Annotated in this window: 19 protein-coding genes; 13 read left to right on the top strand and 6 right to left on the bottom strand. The window is 62.7% G+C overall.

Annotation, left to right across the window (positions count from 1 at the left end; all coding sequences use genetic code 11):
• Positions 1-208: 208 nt before the first annotated feature.
• Complete coding sequence (gene oxlT, locus NCR40_RS17395; RefSeq protein ID WP_250510088.1) at positions 209-1522, top strand: oxalate/formate MFS antiporter; 1314 nt, start codon at positions 209-211, stop codon at positions 1520-1522.
• A gap of 400 nt (positions 1523-1922) precedes the next feature.
• Here oxlT and NCR40_RS17390 read toward each other — a convergent pair whose 3' ends face one another.
• From NCR40_RS17390 to hmpA, 3 genes are all read right to left on the bottom strand, one after another.
• The gene (locus NCR40_RS17390) at positions 1923-2330 is read right to left on the bottom strand and encodes a cupin domain-containing protein (protein WP_250510087.1); all 408 of its coding nucleotides are present in this window, start codon (positions 2328-2330) and stop codon (positions 1923-1925) included.
• 10 nt (positions 2331-2340) lie between these two features.
• Positions 2341-2778: a carboxymuconolactone decarboxylase family protein gene (locus NCR40_RS17385; protein WP_244829592.1), complete on the bottom strand. Its 438-nt coding sequence runs from the start codon at positions 2776-2778 to the stop codon at positions 2341-2343.
• Between the two features lie 169 nt (positions 2779-2947).
• Positions 2948-4135 (bottom strand): NO-inducible flavohemoprotein, encoded by a 1188-nt coding sequence (hmpA, locus tag NCR40_RS17380; RefSeq protein ID WP_250510086.1) that lies wholly within the window; start codon positions 4133-4135, stop codon positions 2948-2950.
• 111 nt (positions 4136-4246) lie between these two features.
• Here hmpA and norR point away from each other — a divergent pair, with 111 nt between their 5' ends.
• The 9 genes from norR to NCR40_RS17335 all read left to right on the top strand — a co-directional run bounded on the left by norR (position 4247) and on the right by NCR40_RS17335 (position 13314).
• Positions 4247-5833: a nitric oxide reductase transcriptional regulator NorR gene (gene norR / locus NCR40_RS17375; protein WP_250510085.1), complete on the top strand. Its 1587-nt coding sequence runs from the start codon at positions 4247-4249 to the stop codon at positions 5831-5833.
• A 427-nt stretch (positions 5834-6260) separates the two neighbouring features.
• Positions 6261-6920: a c-type cytochrome gene (locus NCR40_RS17370; RefSeq protein WP_244829697.1), complete on the top strand. Its 660-nt coding sequence runs from the start codon at positions 6261-6263 to the stop codon at positions 6918-6920.
• Positions 6921-6933: 13 nt separating this feature from the next.
• Positions 6934-8202 carry a c-type cytochrome gene (locus NCR40_RS17365; RefSeq protein WP_244829595.1) on the top strand — a complete coding sequence of 423 codons (1269 nt, stop codon included), beginning with the start codon at positions 6934-6936 and terminating at the stop codon, positions 8200-8202.
• A 13-nt stretch (positions 8203-8215) separates the two neighbouring features.
• Complete coding sequence (locus NCR40_RS17360) at positions 8216-8374, top strand: hypothetical protein (RefSeq protein WP_244829596.1); 159 nt, start codon at positions 8216-8218, stop codon at positions 8372-8374.
• A 26-nt stretch (positions 8375-8400) separates the two neighbouring features.
• Positions 8401-8967 (top strand): cupredoxin domain-containing protein, encoded by a 567-nt coding sequence (locus tag NCR40_RS17355; protein ID WP_244829597.1) that lies wholly within the window; start codon positions 8401-8403, stop codon positions 8965-8967.
• A complete protein-coding gene (locus NCR40_RS17350; protein WP_244829598.1) occupies positions 8957-10582 on the top strand; it encodes a b(o/a)3-type cytochrome-c oxidase subunit 1 in 1626 nt (541 codons plus the stop codon). Before NCR40_RS17355 ends, NCR40_RS17350 begins: the two co-directional genes overlap by 11 nt.
• A complete protein-coding gene (locus NCR40_RS17345) occupies positions 10579-11388 on the top strand; it encodes a c-type cytochrome (protein WP_250510084.1) in 810 nt (269 codons plus the stop codon). The genes NCR40_RS17350 and NCR40_RS17345 overlap by 4 nt, the downstream gene beginning before the upstream one ends.
• A gap of 121 nt (positions 11389-11509) precedes the next feature.
• Positions 11510-12565 (top strand): NAD(P)/FAD-dependent oxidoreductase, encoded by a 1056-nt coding sequence (locus tag NCR40_RS17340; protein WP_250510083.1) that lies wholly within the window; start codon positions 11510-11512, stop codon positions 12563-12565.
• A gap of 38 nt (positions 12566-12603) precedes the next feature.
• Positions 12604-13314, top strand: a complete 711-nt coding sequence (locus NCR40_RS17335; protein ID WP_250510082.1) for an extensin-like domain-containing protein — start codon at positions 12604-12606, stop codon at positions 13312-13314.
• A gap of 10 nt (positions 13315-13324) precedes the next feature.
• Here the strand turns inward: NCR40_RS17335 and NCR40_RS17330 are convergent, their stop codons facing one another.
• A complete protein-coding gene (locus NCR40_RS17330) occupies positions 13325-14014 on the bottom strand; it encodes an HD domain-containing protein (protein WP_250510081.1) in 690 nt (229 codons plus the stop codon).
• A gap of 23 nt (positions 14015-14037) precedes the next feature.
• Positions 14038-14172 (bottom strand): hypothetical protein, encoded by a 135-nt coding sequence (locus tag NCR40_RS31310; RefSeq protein WP_255784629.1) that lies wholly within the window; start codon positions 14170-14172, stop codon positions 14038-14040.
• A 165-nt stretch (positions 14173-14337) separates the two neighbouring features.
• Here NCR40_RS31310 and NCR40_RS17325 point away from each other — a divergent pair, with 165 nt between their 5' ends.
• The gene (locus NCR40_RS17325; protein WP_250510080.1) at positions 14338-15306 is read left to right on the top strand and encodes a GlxA family transcriptional regulator; all 969 of its coding nucleotides are present in this window, start codon (positions 14338-14340) and stop codon (positions 15304-15306) included.
• A gap of 117 nt (positions 15307-15423) precedes the next feature.
• Positions 15424-15921: a hypothetical protein gene (locus NCR40_RS17320; protein ID WP_250510079.1), complete on the top strand. Its 498-nt coding sequence runs from the start codon at positions 15424-15426 to the stop codon at positions 15919-15921.
• A gap of 116 nt (positions 15922-16037) precedes the next feature.
• Here NCR40_RS17320 and NCR40_RS17315 read toward each other — a convergent pair whose 3' ends face one another.
• Complete coding sequence (locus tag NCR40_RS17315; protein WP_244829605.1) at positions 16038-16319, bottom strand: hypothetical protein; 282 nt, start codon at positions 16317-16319, stop codon at positions 16038-16040.
• Between the two features lie 231 nt (positions 16320-16550).
• Between NCR40_RS17315 and NCR40_RS17310 the strand changes: the two genes are divergently transcribed.
• Positions 16551-17168, top strand: coding sequence for an OmpW/AlkL family protein (locus tag NCR40_RS17310; RefSeq protein WP_250510294.1), 618 nt, complete (start codon positions 16551-16553; stop codon positions 17166-17168).
• Positions 17169-17224: the final 56 nt, after the last annotated feature.

Here is a 17224-nt window from a genome sequence, read left to right as displayed (position 1 = left end):
CGTGACTGCCGGGCTTTTTTTCGTCCGTTCAACGCGCGGCGGTTAGCTTTCATGCGCTTACGGTATGCATCGTTCTAAGTGAAAACCCCGCCGTTTCTTTCGCTTGACTTACTTGATATATCAAATACTGTGTATATGCGATGGCGGTCGAAGCGTCATCGCAGGAGGCGCCGCTCGGCGTCCGATTACACAAGGCAAGGAGACATGCATGGGAACCGACCGGATGGATCGCGAGACGGAGACGTCGCGCCTGGCGTCGCCGTGGGTGCAGTTGGTGTTCGGCGTGATTTGCATGGCGATGATCGCCAACATGCAGTACGGGTGGACGCTCTTCGTCAATCCGATCGACGAGAAGTATCACTGGGGCCGTGCATCAATTCAGGTCGCGTTCACTATCTTCGTGGTTACCGAGACGTGGCTCGTGCCCGTGGAGGGGTATCTCGTCGACAAATACGGTCCGCGTCCTGTCGTCGTGTGCGGCGGCTTGCTGTGCGCGATTGCCTGGGTTATCAACTCGGTGGCGTCGTCACTGCCGCTCTTGTACTTCGCGGCGGCGGTGGGCGGCATCGGCGCGGGCGCGGTGTATGGGACGTGCGTCGGTAACGCGCTCAAGTGGTTCCCCGAGCGACGCGGCCTCGCGGCGGGCATCACGGCGGCGGGCTTCGGCATGGGATCGGCCGCGACTGTCGTGCCGATTGCGCACATGATCAAGTCGAGCGGATACGAAGCCACGTTCCTATGGTTCGGACTCGGTCAGGGACTCGTGGTGTTCCTGCTCGGCATGGCGCTCTACGCGCCGCCCGCGCAGATGCTCGCCGCGGTCAAGAGCAAGTTGAAGCGCGCCGTCTACAACGCGAGCCCGAAGCAGGTGTTGAGTTCGCCGATCTTCTGGGTCATGTACATCATGTTCGTGATGATGGCCGCCGGCGGATTGATGGCGACCGCGCAACTCGGGCCAATCGCGAAGGATTTCGGGTTGCACGATTCGCCCGTGTCGCTGCTTGGCCTGACGTTGCCGGCGCTGACTTTTGCGCTGACCATCGACCGCGTGCTCAATGGCTTGACTCGACCGTTTTTCGGTTGGGTATCGGACCGTATCGGACGCGAGAACACCATGTTCATCGCCTTTGCGATTGAAGCGGTGGGCATCGTCGCGTTATCGCGATACGGGCAGAGTCCGGTGGCGTTCGTGGTGCTGACGGGCATCGTGTTCTTCGCGTGGGGGGAAATCTACAGCCTCTTTCCCGCGACATGTGGCGATACCTTCGGCCCGAAGTTCGCGGCCACCAATGCCGGCTTGCTGTACACGGCGAAGGGAACGGCTGCGTTGCTGGTGCCGTTCTCGAGCGTGATCACATCGATGACGGGAAGCTGGCACGCGGTCTTCATGCTGGCGGCGGGCATGGCGGCAATATCCGCGCTGCTGGCGCTGTTCGTACTCAAGCCGATGCGCAATGCCCATTCGCAGAAGCATGCGCGCGCGGCGGGGTTGGAGATGGGGTATTCGCCGCTGAAGGAGTAGAGCGCAAGGCGCGGGCGGGTGGCGTTAGGCGTCGCCCGTCTCGTCTCGTTGGTGCTTTATCGCATGGTGCATCAGCATGGCGGCGACGGCTTCGGGCGCCTCTCGAAGAAGCGAATGAAGCGCCAAGTCGGCGCACCCGCGCCGACGCTAGAACCGCATGCCCATGTTGCACATGCCGAAGCCAATGCCATTGGTGGCGAAGCCGGCGCATCCCAGAATGCCGCATCCGCCAAGCGCGGATAAGACTGCGAAAACCGCGGCGGCGGCAAGAAAAGTACGAACCTGCTTCATGATGTCGAAACGGAATAAACGTGGCGCCGCGATTGTCGCTCAATGGCTAGGCACGTTTGTCACAAAGCGTGAATGCCGAATGAATCACGCTTAACCGCCAGGACATCGCTCAATGCGGAATCGGCAGCTTGACCGGATCGCCGTCGCCTGCCACCGCAAAGACCAGCAGCTTCGCCGGCTTGGTCGCGCTCGCATTCTTCGATACGAGGTGATGCGCGCCGGGCGGCTCGTACCACGATTCGCCCGGCCCGTAGGTCTTCGCGGAGGACCCTTCGAGTTGTGACGTGACATGACCTTCCAGCACATACGCGAAGATCGAGCCGGGGTGCATATGCGCCTCGGATGCCTGCCCCGGCTTATACGAGACAGTCGCCATCAGCACGTTCTTGCCCGCGATCTCGGGAATCGCCTGCTTCATCACGGGCGTGATGACTTCCGCGGCTGCATCGTGCGCGAACACCCTGGACGCGCTCAACGCCAGCGCCGCCGTCAACATCATGATCTTGCGAAGGTTCATGGTTTTTACCTCACGCGGGAATCTTGCGGAACGCGATCGAAAAGCGGTTCCAGCTATTGATCGCGGCGATGAGCAGCGTCAGGTCGACGATTTCCTCGTCGCTGAAATGCGGCTTCACGGCGGTCCAGACGGCATCGGGTACGTGCTCCTCGGACACGAGCGTGAGCGCCTCGGTCCATTCCAGCGCGGCACGTTCGCGGTCGGTGAAGAACGGCGTTTCGCGCCAGACGACGACCGTCGCCAGCCGGCGATCCGTTTCGCCGCCCTTGCGCGCGTCGGTGGTGTGCATGTCGACGCAAAACGCGCAGCCGTTGATCTGCGATGCGCGCAGGCGGACCAGCTCGGTCAGCGATTTCTCGAGTCCGCATTTGGCGATGCGCTCTTCGACACCAACGAGCGCCTTGATCGCGGCGGGGCTGGCTTTGTAGAAGTCGAGACGTGATTCCATGATGATTTCCTCTTCGCTTGGGGTTTGAAAGAGCGTCCTGAGTGACGCGACAGATGTAGATTAGTCGACGGATTGGTTTTATGAAATGGCCGATTTTTGGTAATTTCAGGTGACCAATAACCGGTGAAAAAAAGCCCGAGACGATGAGTCGCGGGCTCGATGACAGCGCTCATTCCAGCGCGGAAGCCGGTCCGAAAAACTCGTAGCGGCTCTGCGCATCCGGCACGCCGAGCGTCTTCAGATGCTTTTTCACCGCCTTCATGAAGGGCTTCGGCCCGAGAAAATAGGCATCGACGTCGCGAGTCACGGGCAGCCATCGCGCGAGCAGGGTTTCATCGACGAAACCAGTGCCGTGCGCTTCCTGGTCGCCATCGCGCTGCTGCTCATAGCAGTAGAAACGCTTCAGTTGCGGATGCCGCGTCGCCAGCTCATCCACCACCTCGCGAAACGCGTGCACGCCGCCGTGGCGCGCCGAATGAATGAAGTGCACCGGTCGATTCGGATTGGCGGCGAGCGCGGCATGCAGCATGGCAAGCGTCGGTGTGATCCCGACGCCACCGCTGATCAGCACGAGCGGCTTCTCGTTATGTTCGAGCCTGAAGTCGCCAGCGGGCGGATAAAGCTCGATGACATCGTTTTCACGTACGTTCGCATGCAGAAAACCGGACACGCGGCCGTTCGCTTCGCGCTTTACGCTGATGCGGTACTCGCGACCATTCGGCGCGGCGGACAGCGAGTAGTTGCGGCGCATTTCTTCGCCATCGATATAAACGCGCAGCCCGATGTATTGGCCCGGATGAAAGTCGAGCAGGGCGCCGCTATCTTCGGGCACGAGATAGAACGACACGATCTCCTCGCTCTCCGCGACCTTGCGCGTGACCACGAATCGCCGCGTGCCGCGCCAGCCGCCCGGCGCCTTCTCGCGTTCGCTGTACATGCCTTCTTCCAAGCCGATCAAAAGATCCGCGAGTTGCCGATACGCGGCGGACCATGCCTCGATCACGGCATCGGTGGCGATTTCCTCGCCGAGCACTTCGCGGATCGACCTGAGCAGGCAGCGTCCCACGACCGGATAATGTTCCGGGCGGATATCGAGCGCGACGTGCTTATTGATGATCTGCCCGACGAGTCCGCCGAGCTGTTCCAGTTGGTCGATATGCCGCGCGTACATCAAGACGCCGTTGGCAAGGGCACGCTGCTGCGCGCCGCTCGCCTGATGCGCCTGGTTGAACATCGGACGCACTTCGGGATTCTCGTCGATGAGCATTTTGTAGAAGTGCGTGGTGAGCGCCTCGCCGCCGCTTTCCAGAAGCGGCACGGTGGCTTTGACGATGGCGCGGTGTTCGGGTGACAGCATGGTCGGAGTCCTCGTTCCAGGGCGAAGCAGGGAGCGCTTCGTCTCGCAATTTGCAATACAGGTTCCGTGCCAGAGTAGAATTATCGTTAAATCAATTGCTTACCTTCGCACATGGTCGATTCGACTCTAGTCAGAAAGACTGCTGAAGTAGTCGCAATGACTTCGCGTGTATTGCTCGACGCGCTCGTTCCGCTGATCGAAGACCTCTCGCACGAGATGCCGGACACCGAGCGCTATCGTCGCCTTTTGCGTACGCTGCGCGCGCTTTTTCCGGGCGACGCCGCCGCGCTCTTGCGACTCGATGGCGACATGCTCGTGCCGCTCGCGATCGACGGGTTATCTGGCGATACGCTCGGCAGGCGCTTCCGCGTCGGCGATCATCCGCGTTTTGCCCGCATCCTCGCGCGCAGCGAACCGACGCGCTTCGCCGCCAACTCCGATCTGCCCGATCCTTACGACGGCCTCGTCAAGGGCGTGGACGGTCATCTCGAAGTACACGATTGCCTCGGCTGCACGCTTTTCATCGACGAACGGCCTTGGGGTTTGCTCACACTCGACGCACTCGATCCCGCGCGCTTCGACGACATCGACATGGCGTCGCTTCAGGCGTTTCTCAGTCTCGCGGCGGCGACCGTGAGTGTGGCCGAACGCATCGATACGCTCGCGCGCACGGGCGAAGCCGAACGGCAGCGCGCGGAGTCGTATCGGCAGGCGAACGGGACGCGTCGCCGCGAGATGATCGGCAATAGCGAGCCGCACAAGCGCTTGCTGGAAGACATCGCGATCGTCGCTACGAGCGAGCTGACCGTGCTCATTACCGGTGAAACGGGCGTCGGCAAGGAACTCGTCGCGAGCGAGATTCATGCGCTCTCGTCGCGGTCCGACAAGCCGCTCGTGAGCCTCAATTGCGCGGCGCTGCCGGATACGCTCGTCGAAAGCGAACTCTTCGGGCACGTGCGCGGTGCGTTCTCGGGCGCGTCGTCGGACCGGCGCGGCAAATTCGAACTGGCCGACGGCGGCACGCTTTTTCTCGATGAAGTCGGCGAACTGCCGCTCGCCGTGCAGGCCAAGCTCTTGCGCGTGCTGCAGAACGGGCAGTTGCAGCGCATTGGGTCGGACAGCGAGCATAAGGTCGATGTGCGGCTCATCGCCGCGACCAATCGCGATCTCGTCGAGGAAGTCCGGGCGGGACGGTTTCGCGCGGATTTTTATCATCGGTTGTCGGTTTATCCGCTTGTCGTGCCGCCGTTGCGTGAGCGCGGACGCGACGTCCTGTTGCTCGCGGGCTTCTTTCTGGAGGAGAACCGCGCGCGCCTCGGCCTTCTGAGCCTGCGCCTTTCCGCCGATGCGCAAGCCGCGCTGCTCGCTTACGACTGGCCGGGAAATGTCCGCGAACTTGAGCATCTGATCGCGCGCAGCGCATTGAAGGCGCTCGCGGGCGTGCGCGAACGTCCGCGCATCCTGACGCTTACCGCCGCCGACTTCGGTCTCGCCGACACTACGCGCACCGCGTCACCGGGCGCGCCGCCGACACCTGCCGCCGGCGTCGATTTCCGCGAAGCCGTCACCGCCTACGAACGCACGATCGTCCTCGATGCGCTCGCGCGTAACGGGCAGAACTGGGCATCGACGGCGCGTGAGCTTGGCGTCGACCGGGCAAATCTCAATCGTCTCGCGCGCCGCCTCGGGCTCAAGTAAGCGCGCAAATATTTTTCTCGAAAATCTTCACGCGGACGCGCAAAGCGTTTATTGGTGAGGCTAGACAAGACGGCGTGGCGTGGTTACGCATCTCAAAATAATGCGGTTCATTGATCTGGCGCAAACAACGATCACTCGATCCGCACGCAGCAAACGCGCGGATTGAGACAATCTGCAGGCTGGGAAAAACGGTTGGGCTCTTCTAAGATCAGAAGTGCAAAAACGACGATCCACCGATACAACCACCCGACAATCATCAGCAGTACGAGCATTGCATTGCACTGAACAACAAGCGCCGGCGACCGCATTGACGTGCACGTCCGGCTGATCGAACACGGCAACTCGAAACGGGGGATACGTGGGAAACGTGGGATACGTGACTAAGCGCACCGCACTCCTGTTGTCCACGCTATTGGCATTCGCGAGCATGGGCGCATTCGCGGCGGAGCCGGCGCTCGAGCGCGCCCCGGACACCATGCAGGCCCGCGTCATGGGCTGCGCCGCCTGTCACGGCGCGCAGGGCGAAGGCACCGGCAACGACTACTTCCCGCGTCTTTCGGGCAAGCCCGCAGGCTATCTGTACAACCAGTTACTCGCGTTTCGGGACGGGCGCCGCAAGTATCCGCCGATGAACTATCTGCTCGCGTATCTACCGGATGCGTATCTCAGGCAGATCGCCGATTACTTCGCGGGCGAGCGTCCGCCATTCCCGCCGCCGAGCGCCGTCACGGCCGATACGAAGACGCTCGATTACGGCAAGGCGCTCGTCACGAAGGGCGATTCCGCGCGCAACGTGCCCGCATGCGTGAGTTGCCACGGCGGCGCGATGACCGGCATGGAGCCCGCCATTCCCGGCTTGCTCGGCTTGCACGCCGACTACATCAGCGCGCAACTCGGGGCATGGCGCTACGGCACGCGCACGACCATCGCGCCCGACTGCATGCGCCACGTCGCGCAGCAGTTGAGCGAGCGCGATATCACCGCCATCGCCGCGTTCCTCGCGTCGTTGCCCGCGCCGCCCGATGTGTCGCCGGTCGCGGCCGGAAGCCTCAAGATGCCGCTCGCTTGCGGCAGCGTCCATAACTAACCGAGGAACCGACGTGCTTCGATTCCGACAACTTGGGACGCTTGCCTTGGCGGTGTTCTTTGCGGCCTGCGCCGTATCGGCGGGCAACGCGTCTGCACAGACGAAGAGTGCCGATGCCGCCACGGTCCAGCGCGGCGAATACCTCGCGCGCGCGGGCGATTGCATCGCGTGCCATACGTTGCCCGCTGGCAAGACCTTCGGCGGCGGCCGTCCCATGGATACGCCGTTCGGCACGCTCTTCACGCCGAACATTTCGTCGGACAAGGAGACCGGACTCGGCAACTGGACCGCCGACGAGTTCTACCGAATGATGCACACCGGCCGCTCGAAGGACGGCTCGCTGCTCTATCCGGCCATGCCGTTCACGTCCTACACCAAGGTCACGCGCGCCGACTCCGACGCCATTTATGCGTTTCTCATGTCCACGCCGCCCGTGCATCAGCCGAACCGGCCGCATGAACTGCGCTTTCCGTTCAACCGGCGCGAACTGCTGATCGGCTGGCGCTCGCTCTTTTTCAGGGAGGCCGAATATCGGCCGGACCCGAAGCAATCGGTGGAATGGAATCGCGGCGCGTATCTCGTCGAAGGACTCGGGCATTGCTCGATGTGCCATACCGCGATCAACGCGCTCGGCGGCAATGTCGCGTCGAAGGCATTCGAAGGCGGCCTGATCCCGATTCAGAACTGGTACGCGCCCTCGCTTACGTCGAACAAGGAAGCGGGCTTGGGCGACTGGAGTATCGACGAAATCGTGGGCTTGCTGCACGCGGGCGTCTCGCATCGCGGCGCGGTGTATGGACCGATGGCCGAAGTGGTCTACGACAGCCTGCAATATCTCTCCGAAGACGACGTGCGCGCGATGGCCGTCTATCTGAAGGCGTTGCCCGCGCGCTCCGGCGATAAGTCCGAGCCGCCGACCCAGGCCGTGGTCGAACAGCGCACGAATCTCTCGCCGCTCGGCAAGAAGATTTATGACGCCCAATGCGCCGAATGTCACGCGGCCCAGGGCCAGGGCAAGCCGCCCGATTTTCCGCCGCTCGCGAACAATCAGTCCATCGTCATGAACTCGGCCGTGAACCCTATCCGCATGGTGCTGAACGGCGGCTATCCACCCGGCACGTTCAAGAATCCGCGTCCATACGGCATGCCGCCGTTCGCGCAGTCGCTGTCCGACGTGGAGGTCGCGGCGGTCGTCACGTATATCCGCACCGCGTGGGGCAATCGCGGCGCGCCGGTGACGGTGAAGGAAGTCAACGAGCTGCGCTCCGCGCCGCTTTATTGAGGATCGACGACACATGAACGAAGACCCGAACGAAGACGCGCGGCTCGATGAAATAGTCAAGAGCGGCCCCGGCGGCGCGCTCGCGCTCGCGGGTATTTCCACCGCGATCGTCATCGGACTGTGGTTCGTCTTTTACTTCGCCGTGTTCTTGCCGCGCGGGGTGATTCAGTGATCGTGATTCGTCGAGGCGGCAGATAAATGGCCATTTCCCCCGGTTCGCATGAAGTCGCCGAGCGCGTCGAAAAACGCTGGGCAATGCTTGTCATGGCGATCGTCGTCGTGCTCGTCGCGATGGTGGTCTACACCGGCATCCACTGGGCAATGATGCCGCCTTCGCGCGTCGAGACCGTGCGCCCAGAATCGCTGCATGTATCGGGCGAATTCATCGAAAGCAATCTCGGCAGCGCGCCCGAGGCGGATGGCTCGGTGACGGTGCGGATCGTCGCGCAGCAGTATTCGTTCACGCCGCAATGTCTCGTGGTGCCCGCAGGCGTGCCGGTTACGTTCCGCGCGACGAGTTCGGACGTGGTACACGGCTTTCTGATCGAGAACACCAACATCAATTCGATGCTCGAACCCGGTTACGTCTCGACCTTCAAGACGACTTTCAACCAACCCGGTGAGCACCTGATGCCATGCCACGAATACTGCGGCACCGGGCATCAGAACATGTGGGCGCATGTGAAAGTGGTGGATCGCGCCGAGTTCATGCAGATGGCCGCGCAATTGCCGGCCAATTCGCGGAGAGTGTCCTGTGTTAAATAGCAAGCGCCTCGTCCTCGCGCATTTCTGGCTGGCGTTCATCGCCTTCGGTGTCGCGCTTTTGCTCGGCGCGTGGCAGATGCTGGTGCGCAGTCCGCTGCATCCGTGGCTGCAGAATCCGGAGCTTTACTACCGCTCGGTGACGGCGCACGGCTCGGCCATGGGCTACGTGTTTCCGACCCTGATCGCCATGGGCTTCGGCTATGCGGTAAGCGAACTGGCGCTGAAGCGCCCGCTCGTCGGAAAGCGTTGGGCGTGGCTCGGCTTCTGGCTCGTCGCCATAGGCTCCGTCACCGCGATGGCGCCTGTCGCCATGGGTCTTGCGTCGGTGCTCTACACCTTCTATCCGCCGATGATCGGCAACGCGTTCTATTACATCGGCGTGGTGCTGGTGGTCGTGGGCTCGTGGATCTGGGTCGCGCTGATGTCGGTGAACCTCGCGGCGTGGAAGCGCGACAATCGCGGCAAGCCGGTGCCGCTCGCCATGTTCGCGACCGTCGCGGGCGCTTATTTGTGGGGCTGGACGGCGGTGGGCGCGGCCATCGAAGTGCTGTTCATGATTCTGCCGGTGGCGCTCGGCCTCAAGCACACCATCGACGCGGGACTTGCGCGCGTGTTCTTCTCGTGGACGCTGCACGCTATCGTCTATTTCTGGCTGATGCCCGCGTATATCGCGTATTACACGATCATTCCGCGCGCCATTGGTGGGCGTCTTTACAGCGATGCGATGGCGCGCATCTCCTTCATTCTGTTTCTCGTGGTGTCGATGCCCATCGGCATTCACCATCTGTTCGCCGATCCGCAAGTCGGCTCGGGCTTCAAGTTCATGCATTCGGTGTTCACGGCGCTGGTCGCGGTGCCGACGCTCTTGACCGTGTTCACCATCTGCGCGTCGGTGGAGATCGCGGCGCGGTTGCGCGGCGGCAAGGGCGCGCTCGGGTGGATCAAGGCGCTGCCCTGGTCCAATCCCATGATGCTCGCCGTCGCCTTCTCCTTCGTGATGCTCGGCTTCGGCGGCGCGGGCGGGCTCATCAACATGAGTTATCAGCTCGACTCGACCGTGCACAACACGCAATGGGTGACGGGGCATTTTCATCTGATCTTCGCGGGTGCCATCGTCATCATGTACTTCGCGATCGCCTACGATCTGTGGCCGCATCTCACCGGCCGCGCGCTGCAAAACCTGAAGCTGATGCGCTGGCAGTTGTGGCTGTGGTTCGTCGGCATGATCGTGCTGACGTTCCCTTGGCATTACGTCGGCGTGCTCGGCATGCCCCGACGCATGGCCTTCTACGACTATACGGACCCTGCTATCGCGGCGCAGGCCGTGTCCGTGATCGTCTCGGTGATCGGCGGGTTCATTCTCGTGGTCTCGGCGGTGCTGTTCTTCATCGTGCTCATACAGGCGCATCGCGCGCCGCGCGTGACGGTCGAGGAATTCCGCTTCAGCCGCGCGTTGCATGAGCCGCGCAGCATACCGGTGGCGTTGAACAGCTTCGCGCTGTGGCTCGTGCTGATGATCGGCCTCACGCTCGTCAACTACGGTTATCCCATCGCGCAGCTTCTCTCGCGGCCGGATACCGCCGTGCCCGCGGTTCCCATCGGAGCGCAGCGATGAGCGACGAACGCCTCTTCACCTTCAGGAACCGCTGGTTCGCGACGAGCGTGCTGGGGATGATCGGCATCGCGGTGGTGTCGGCGCTGATCGGCTTCGTGTGGCTGCCTTCGGTGCATCGCGACGAGCCGTTCACGGGCGTCTGGAACGCCATCTGCAGCGCGGCGGGCGTGCCGCGCAGCTGGTATGCGGGCGAGGGCGGAAAGACCGTCGAGCCGACCGTCACGCTCACGGGTGTCGAAGTCACGCCGCAGTTGCTCGTGAACGTCAACGCGAGCGCGGTTGGACGCGGCGCGACGCTGGCTCTGCGCTGCACGATGTGTCACGGCGAGCGCGGCATGAGCGAGGCCAATTCGCCGAATCTCGCGGGCCAGTATGCGTCGGTGATCTACAAACAGTTGATCGATTTTCAGAAGGGCGCGCGCAATAACGCGGTGATGTCGCCGATGGCCGTGAATCTCTCCGATCAAGACATGCGCGATCTTGCCGCTTACTACGCGAGCTTGCCGAGGCCGCCCGCACAGCGCAAGGTGAGCGCGTCGCTCGCGCCTTCGATCGTTTCCCACGGTGCGCCGATGCGCAACATCGCGCCCTGCGCGACGTGTCACGGCGGTATCGACAGCAAGGCGGGCAGCCCGTGGCTCGACGGCTTGCCGGCCGCTTATACGAAGGCGCAGTTGACCGCTTTTGCCAATGGCACGCGCACCAACGATATCAACGAAATCATGCGCAACGTGGCGCGCAACATGACGCCGGACGAGATCGAAGCCGCGGCGGCTTATTATGCGCGGGAGCTGGACGGGCATTGAGCGGCTGCAACTGCACGCTATCGCCGTTCGGAAAGCAGGGGTTTCGTTGCCGCGCTGGTTCGGTTTCTGTATCGTGGTCCGTTCAATGCTGCGTTTTGCGCAGCAGGCACCGGACCCCGCAATGAACGATCACGCCATCCACACCACCGACGTCCTCATCGTCGGCGCAGGCCCCGTCGGGCTTTTCGCCGCCTTCGAAGCCGGCGTGCTCGGCCTTTCGTGCCGGATTGTCGACACGCTCGGGCGCATCGGCGGGCAATGCATCGAGCTTTATCCCGACAAGCCGATCTACGACATTCCCGCCGTTCCCTCGTGCACCGCGCGCGAACTCGTGGATCGTCTGCTCGAACAGATTCGTCCGTTCGACGTGCCGATCCACCTCGATCAGCGCGTGATGTCGGTGGCGCAACGCGAGGATCATCGCTGGACTGTCGAGACCGAGCAGGGCATGCGTTTCGATGCCGCCGCCATTCTGATCGCCGCGGGCAATGGCGCGTTCGTGCCGCAGCGCCTGCAAGTGCCGCAAGCTGAAGCGCTCGAAGACAAAGGCGTGCACTACAGCGTCGCGCGTCTGGCAGATTTCGCGGACCGCGAGGTCATCGTCGCGGGCGGCGGCGATTCCGCGCTCGACTGGGCGCTGGCTTTGCGCGGCGTCGCGAAGAAGCTCACGCTGGTGCATCGGCGTAACGGGTTTTCGGCGGCGGCGGCATCCGTGGCGGCAATGAAGCGCGCCGTGGAGGCGGGCGAGATGGCGTTCGTCGTCGGCATGATCGATTCGCTCGACGCGCCCGGCAACACCTTGCGCGGCGTGCGTATCAAGCACGTTGACGGCACCACCGATCTCGCCGCCGACAAGCTCGTCGCGCTGTATGGCCTCGTGGCGGATCTCGGGCCTATCGCCCAATGGAACCTGGATGTGCGCGGCGGACGCATCGAAGTCGATACCTCGTATTACGAGTCGTCGCGGCCGGGCATTTTCGCGGTCGGAGATATCGCCAACTATCCGAACAAGCAGAAGCTCATCTTGTCGGGCTTTCACGAGGCATCGCTCGCATTGCGCAAGGCTTACTCGTACGCTTACCCCGACAAGAAGCGCGTGCACATTCATTCGAGTTACGACGCGAAGCTCGCACAGCGCGTGCAGTCAGGCGGCACGCACGCGGCGGAAGGGAGCTGACAGTTGCGCGTCGATCCGCTTCGACCAGGGCGCGCGTCTTGATCGGTCGATTCATCGCGTGGCTGCTGCTGGTGGCGTGCGTCGCGGCGCTCGGCCTGGGCTATGCGGTCTATGCGCGCCGCATTAGCGTACCCGCGCAATACGATCCTTTCACGCCGCTCGATGTTCGCGCGCCACCCGACTTCTTCACCACGTTCCGACGTTGGCGCACGCTGCACGACGCCGACATGTGCCGGGCCGCGCTCGAACAATCTGGGCTCGACTATCGGCCGATGGCGGATTCATCGGCCCCCGGCGGCTGCGGACTCAAGGACGTGGTGCGCGTGACGCAATCCGCCGAAGTTCGCTACAGCTCGCCGTATCTCGCCACGTGTCCGCTCGCGCTCTCGATGGCGTTCTTCGAGCATCGATACCTGCAGAGCGCCGCCGTCGAACTCTTCGGCGAACGCGTGACGCGCATCGAGCATGTTGGCAGCTACGCGTGCCGCAACGTGAATCATCGGCAAGACGGCGCGCTGAGTCAGCATGCAAGCGCCAATGCCATCGACCTCACGGGTTTCGTGCTCGCCGACGGCAAGCGCATCACGCTCGCGCGCTGGAACGATTCTGCATCGCCCGAAGCGAGCTTCCTGCGACGCGTCCACGAAGGCGCATGCCAGTCGTTCGACACGACCCTCGGCCCCGATTACAACGCGCTCCACAAGACACACTTTCACGTCGACATGGGCCCGTATCGCATCTGCCGCTGATGCGTTCACGTCACGCGTGCTGATGCGCCGGATTACGGCAGGTCGAATGATCGTGAGGACCATCGCTCCATGCCGAGCCGAGGATGATGCTGCAGAAGTTCAGCCGCTTGTAGTTCGGGTCCTTCAGCGCGAGCACGTCTGCTTTCACGTTGCCAAACGTCGTTTCGGGCTTTTTGATGGTGCCTTGCGCGAACGCATCGATGATGCCTTCCTTGAAATTCGCTTCCCGCGGATGTGCCGCCACCACGAGCCGGCGCTGATCCGCCGTGAATTCGTCGTAAGCAAGCCCGAGCACGTCCATCTCAACGCCTGCCGTCACGAGCGCGACGACCGGCTTCTTGTACTGCGGAATGCCCGGCGTCGTGTGCAGCGCGATGGCATCCCATACTTGTTCGATCTCGCTTTCGCCGATGCCGTAACCGAGCAGGAAGTCGCGCGCCGCATTCGCGCCATCCACTTCGAAGCGGTCGTGCGCGCTGCTGTAAGCATCGACGAGTCCCATGTCATGGAACATCGCGCCGATATACAAGAGTTCCGCGTCATACTTCAGTTGCTTGCGTTCGCCCGCGAGCGCACCGAACAGGAACACGCGGCGCGAGTGGTGATAGAGCAAGTCGGGTTCCGTATCGCGCACGAGTTGCGTGGCTTCGCGCGCCATCTTGCTGTCGGGAATGCGGATGCCAGCGATGATTTCGTTCATTTCAACTACTCCTTGAAGGTTGTTTAACTGATATGGCTCGGCGAGATGGGATCGCTTGCCGGAAAAGTTTCGGCCAGCGCTTCATCGAGCAGATACTCCTGCAAGTCGGCATGCGCGCTGCGTTCGATATCGACGCGGGTGTTTGCTGATGTGTCCATTGCACTCGCCTCCGTGGCGTGAGACATTGCGTTGCATTGCGTTTCGATGAGTATCAGTGTCGGCAAAACGCGCGGTCGCGACAATGAAAACGACGCGTCGAACTCTGCCAGTCGCACGCTGTCTTCTGCCATGTGTTTTTAACGAGCTAAAAACCGCCTTCGCCGATGCCCACCGTTGCCCTCGCGATCTTTCCCGGCGTGCAGGCGCTGGACGTAGCCGGCCCCGTCGATGTCTTCGCGGAAGCCAATATGTTCGTACCCGCCGCCGATGCCTACGCAATCACGCTCGTCGGCCCCGAAGCGCTTGCGGTGCGCGCATCGAACGGCACGCGGCTGTTGGCGGACGTCTCATGGCATGAAGCGCGCGGGCGCTACGACACGGCGCTCGTCGCGGGCGGTCCGGGTCTGCCTTTCGATGAGCCCGATCCCGATCTCACCGCCTGGCTCGCCGATGTCGCCGCAAAATGCGAGCGGTACGGCTCGATCTGCACGGGCGCGTTTGCGCTGGGTCATGCCGGTCTGCTCGACGGGCGCGGAGTGACCACGCACTGGCAGAATGCGCCGCGTCTGGCCGAGCGCTTTCCACAGGCGCGCGTGGAGCTGGATCGCATCTATATGCGCGATGGGCGGCTCGTGACGTCGGCCGGAGTGACGGCGGGCATCGATGTGGCGCTCGCGCTCGTCGCGGAAGATCACGGGGCGCGCGTGGCGCTTGCGGTGGCGAAGCGCCTCGTCGTGTTCGCGCAGCGGCGCGGCGGACAGTCGCAGTTCAGCCCTTATCTGAGCGCGCCTGCCGACGAGACATCGCCGGTGGCGAAAGTGCAGGGTTATGTGATGGAGCACATCGGCGAAAGGCTCGCAGTGTCGCAACTCGCGAAGGTCGCGGGCATGAGCGAGCGCAATTTCGCGCGGGCCTTCGTGCAGCTCGCGCAGATGACGCCGCACGAGTTCGTCGAGCGCGCGCGGGTCGATGCTGCGCGCAACGCGCTCGAAAGCACGGATACACCGCTCAAGACCGTGGCCTACGAATGCGGCTTCGGCACCGCGGACCGCATGCGCCTCGTGTTCATGCGGCGGCTCGGGGTATCGCCGAACGATTATCGGCTGAGCTTCAGGACACGCTTTTCAAAGTGATGGAACAGGCGTCGCCGTGCGTTCGTTAAAATTGGGATAACGAGGCGTGCCGCTGTTGCTGCTTTACTTGCTGCGGGCACGCTGCATCGCAAACTAAATCGACAGACGGAAGATCGAATGACGACACAAGCGTCCCACGTGCAGGACCCCTTCGAGCGGCGCGCATTACTGCTGCATCTCGGCGATGTGCTGGAAACCGTGTTCTGCCTGAGTCAATGCGCCGATGACTATCCGAGCATCGCCGATGCGGTGCGTGGTAACGATGCGCTCGCGGACTTCACGCTGCTTGGCTTCGTCGCGGGCGACATGACGCCGCGCGAGTTTATCCGGCGCGCGTCGGGCGCGTTTTTCGTGTGGCCGAAGGCGCTGCTCGACGAGACGCTCAATCGGCCGATGCTCGCGAATACCGTGCGTCACGATCTATTCGAAGACAACGCGAAAGGCTGGGATGCGTACGTCCAGGAACGACACCGCGAGGTGGCTTGGTTTGGCGAGGACTTGCCGGAGGCCGAGCAGAGCACAGCGTCATTGGACGCAGCCGAGTCCGGCGATTCAGCGAAGACGTCGCGGTATGCGACTTGGCCGTGGCCGGATAAGGCGAAGGATGCGTCATAGCGTGCCAAGCAATGGTCGATGGGGCGAGGACATTCGCAGCCTGTTCGTAACGCATCGAGGCGCGCGGGCCTATGGACACGTCCGCGTTCTGCGATCCTCCCAACCCCGCACGAAGCTCAGGGCTTCTTGCTCATACTGCCCGCGCCCGCATCCATTCCCAGGCCATTCGGCCGATCCGGCGCCGGTCCCTTTCCCGCCGAGGTCTTGCCCGGCGTCGTCTTGAGCGCATCGCTCGCCGATGCCGCCGCCGCGGCAGGTGGCGTCGAGCTGTGTTCCTGATAAGCCGGAGTACTGTCGTAGTGCAGCTTGTTTGGTTGCTGGGCGCTTGCCACGACTGCGATCGTGCCGCCGAGCAGTATCCCCGCCGTGCGGCTGAGTGCGCCGATTATCGGTTTCATGTATCGCCTCCCGTTGTTGTGCGCCTGATTGTAGCCAGCAAACAACGGACCCGCGAACATAGCTTGTTCTCGCGCAAAGTCCCCCGCAGGAGAGCAGACGACGGCGTCTTGCCTTGACGCGCATCAACGCCGGGCGGTGCTGCGCTCGGGACAATTCCTGTGCAGGACATCGATCCAGAACAGGGAAAACCAGCAATGAAAACAGTGAAAGCAGGCATTAGCGCCATCGTCATGGCATGCGCGGCATTGTGCGCGGGCATGGCACACGCGGCGGAAGATTCGTCGTCGAACGTTTCGATGAGCGGCATACATGCAGGCGATGTGCTCGTGCGGTTGCGCGCCATCAGCATCGAGCCGCAAGTGAGCGCGGGCGGCGCGCTCGGCACGCTCAACACCGACGTGAATAACTCCATCGTTCCCGAACTCGACTTCACCTACATGATTCGCGACGACATCGGCGTCGAGCTGATTCTCGCGACCTCGCGGCATCAGGTGACATCGAGCATAGGCGGGCTCGGCGGCGTGGGTGTTTTGCCGCCGACCTTGCTGTTGCAATACCACTTCAATCATGCGGGACGCGTGCGGCCCTATGTCGGCGCGGGTATCAACTACACGCTCTTCTACAACGACAAACTGAAAGCGGGCGACGCCGATGTCTCCATCAAGCACAGCAGCTTCGGCCCCGCGCTTCAGGCGGGCGTCGATGTGCAGGTCGCGAAGAATCTGTTCGTCAACGCGGACGTCAAGAAGATCTGGATGCGCACGAGCGCGTCGGCGGGCGGCGTCGATCTCGGCTCGCTCAAGATCGACCCGTGGGTGTTCGGCGTTGGCGTGGGCATGAAGTTCTGAGGGAGAAACAGGCGGCGACCGACCCGTTTTATCGAAAATTGGCGGATGAAGCCGGT

This window comes from Caballeronia sp. GACF4 (assembly GCF_023631025.1).
Taxonomy (GTDB): Bacteria; Pseudomonadota; Gammaproteobacteria; order Burkholderiales; family Burkholderiaceae; genus Caballeronia.
This window is presented reverse-complemented; position numbering and strand designations above follow the sequence as displayed.

Bases quoted from the DNA above. Each gene is read 5' to 3' on its own strand.
- oxlT (WP_250510088.1), top strand. From the start codon at position 209: ATGGGAACCGACCGGATGGATCGCGAGACGGAGACGTCGCGCCTGGCG.
- NCR40_RS17390 (WP_250510087.1), bottom strand. From the start codon at position 2,330: ATGAACCTTCGCAAGATCATGATGTTGACGGCGGCGCTGGCGTTGAGC.
- NCR40_RS17385 (WP_244829592.1), bottom strand. From the start codon at position 2,778: ATGGAATCACGTCTCGACTTCTACAAAGCCAGCCCCGCCGCGATCAAG.
- hmpA (WP_250510086.1), bottom strand. From the start codon at position 4,135: ATGCTGTCACCCGAACACCGCGCCATCGTCAAAGCCACCGTGCCGCTT.
- norR (WP_250510085.1), top strand. From the start codon at position 4,247: ATGGTCGATTCGACTCTAGTCAGAAAGACTGCTGAAGTAGTCGCAATG.
- NCR40_RS17370 (WP_244829697.1), top strand. From the start codon at position 6,261: ATGGGCGCATTCGCGGCGGAGCCGGCGCTCGAGCGCGCCCCGGACACC.
- NCR40_RS17360 (WP_244829596.1), top strand. From the start codon at position 8,216: ATGAACGAAGACCCGAACGAAGACGCGCGGCTCGATGAAATAGTCAAG.
- NCR40_RS17355 (WP_244829597.1), top strand. From the start codon at position 8,401: ATGGCCATTTCCCCCGGTTCGCATGAAGTCGCCGAGCGCGTCGAAAAA.
- NCR40_RS17345 (WP_250510084.1), top strand. From the start codon at position 10,579: ATGAGCGACGAACGCCTCTTCACCTTCAGGAACCGCTGGTTCGCGACG.
- NCR40_RS17340 (WP_250510083.1), top strand. From the start codon at position 11,510: ATGAACGATCACGCCATCCACACCACCGACGTCCTCATCGTCGGCGCA.
- NCR40_RS17330 (WP_250510081.1), bottom strand. From the start codon at position 14,014: ATGAACGAAATCATCGCTGGCATCCGCATTCCCGACAGCAAGATGGCG.
- NCR40_RS31310 (WP_255784629.1), bottom strand. From the start codon at position 14,172: ATGGACACATCAGCAAACACCCGCGTCGATATCGAACGCAGCGCGCAT.
- NCR40_RS17325 (WP_250510080.1), top strand. From the start codon at position 14,338: ATGCCCACCGTTGCCCTCGCGATCTTTCCCGGCGTGCAGGCGCTGGAC.
- NCR40_RS17320 (WP_250510079.1), top strand. From the start codon at position 15,424: ATGACGACACAAGCGTCCCACGTGCAGGACCCCTTCGAGCGGCGCGCA.
- NCR40_RS17315 (WP_244829605.1), bottom strand. From the start codon at position 16,319: ATGAAACCGATAATCGGCGCACTCAGCCGCACGGCGGGGATACTGCTC.
- NCR40_RS17310 (WP_250510294.1), top strand. From the start codon at position 16,551: ATGGCATGCGCGGCATTGTGCGCGGGCATGGCACACGCGGCGGAAGAT.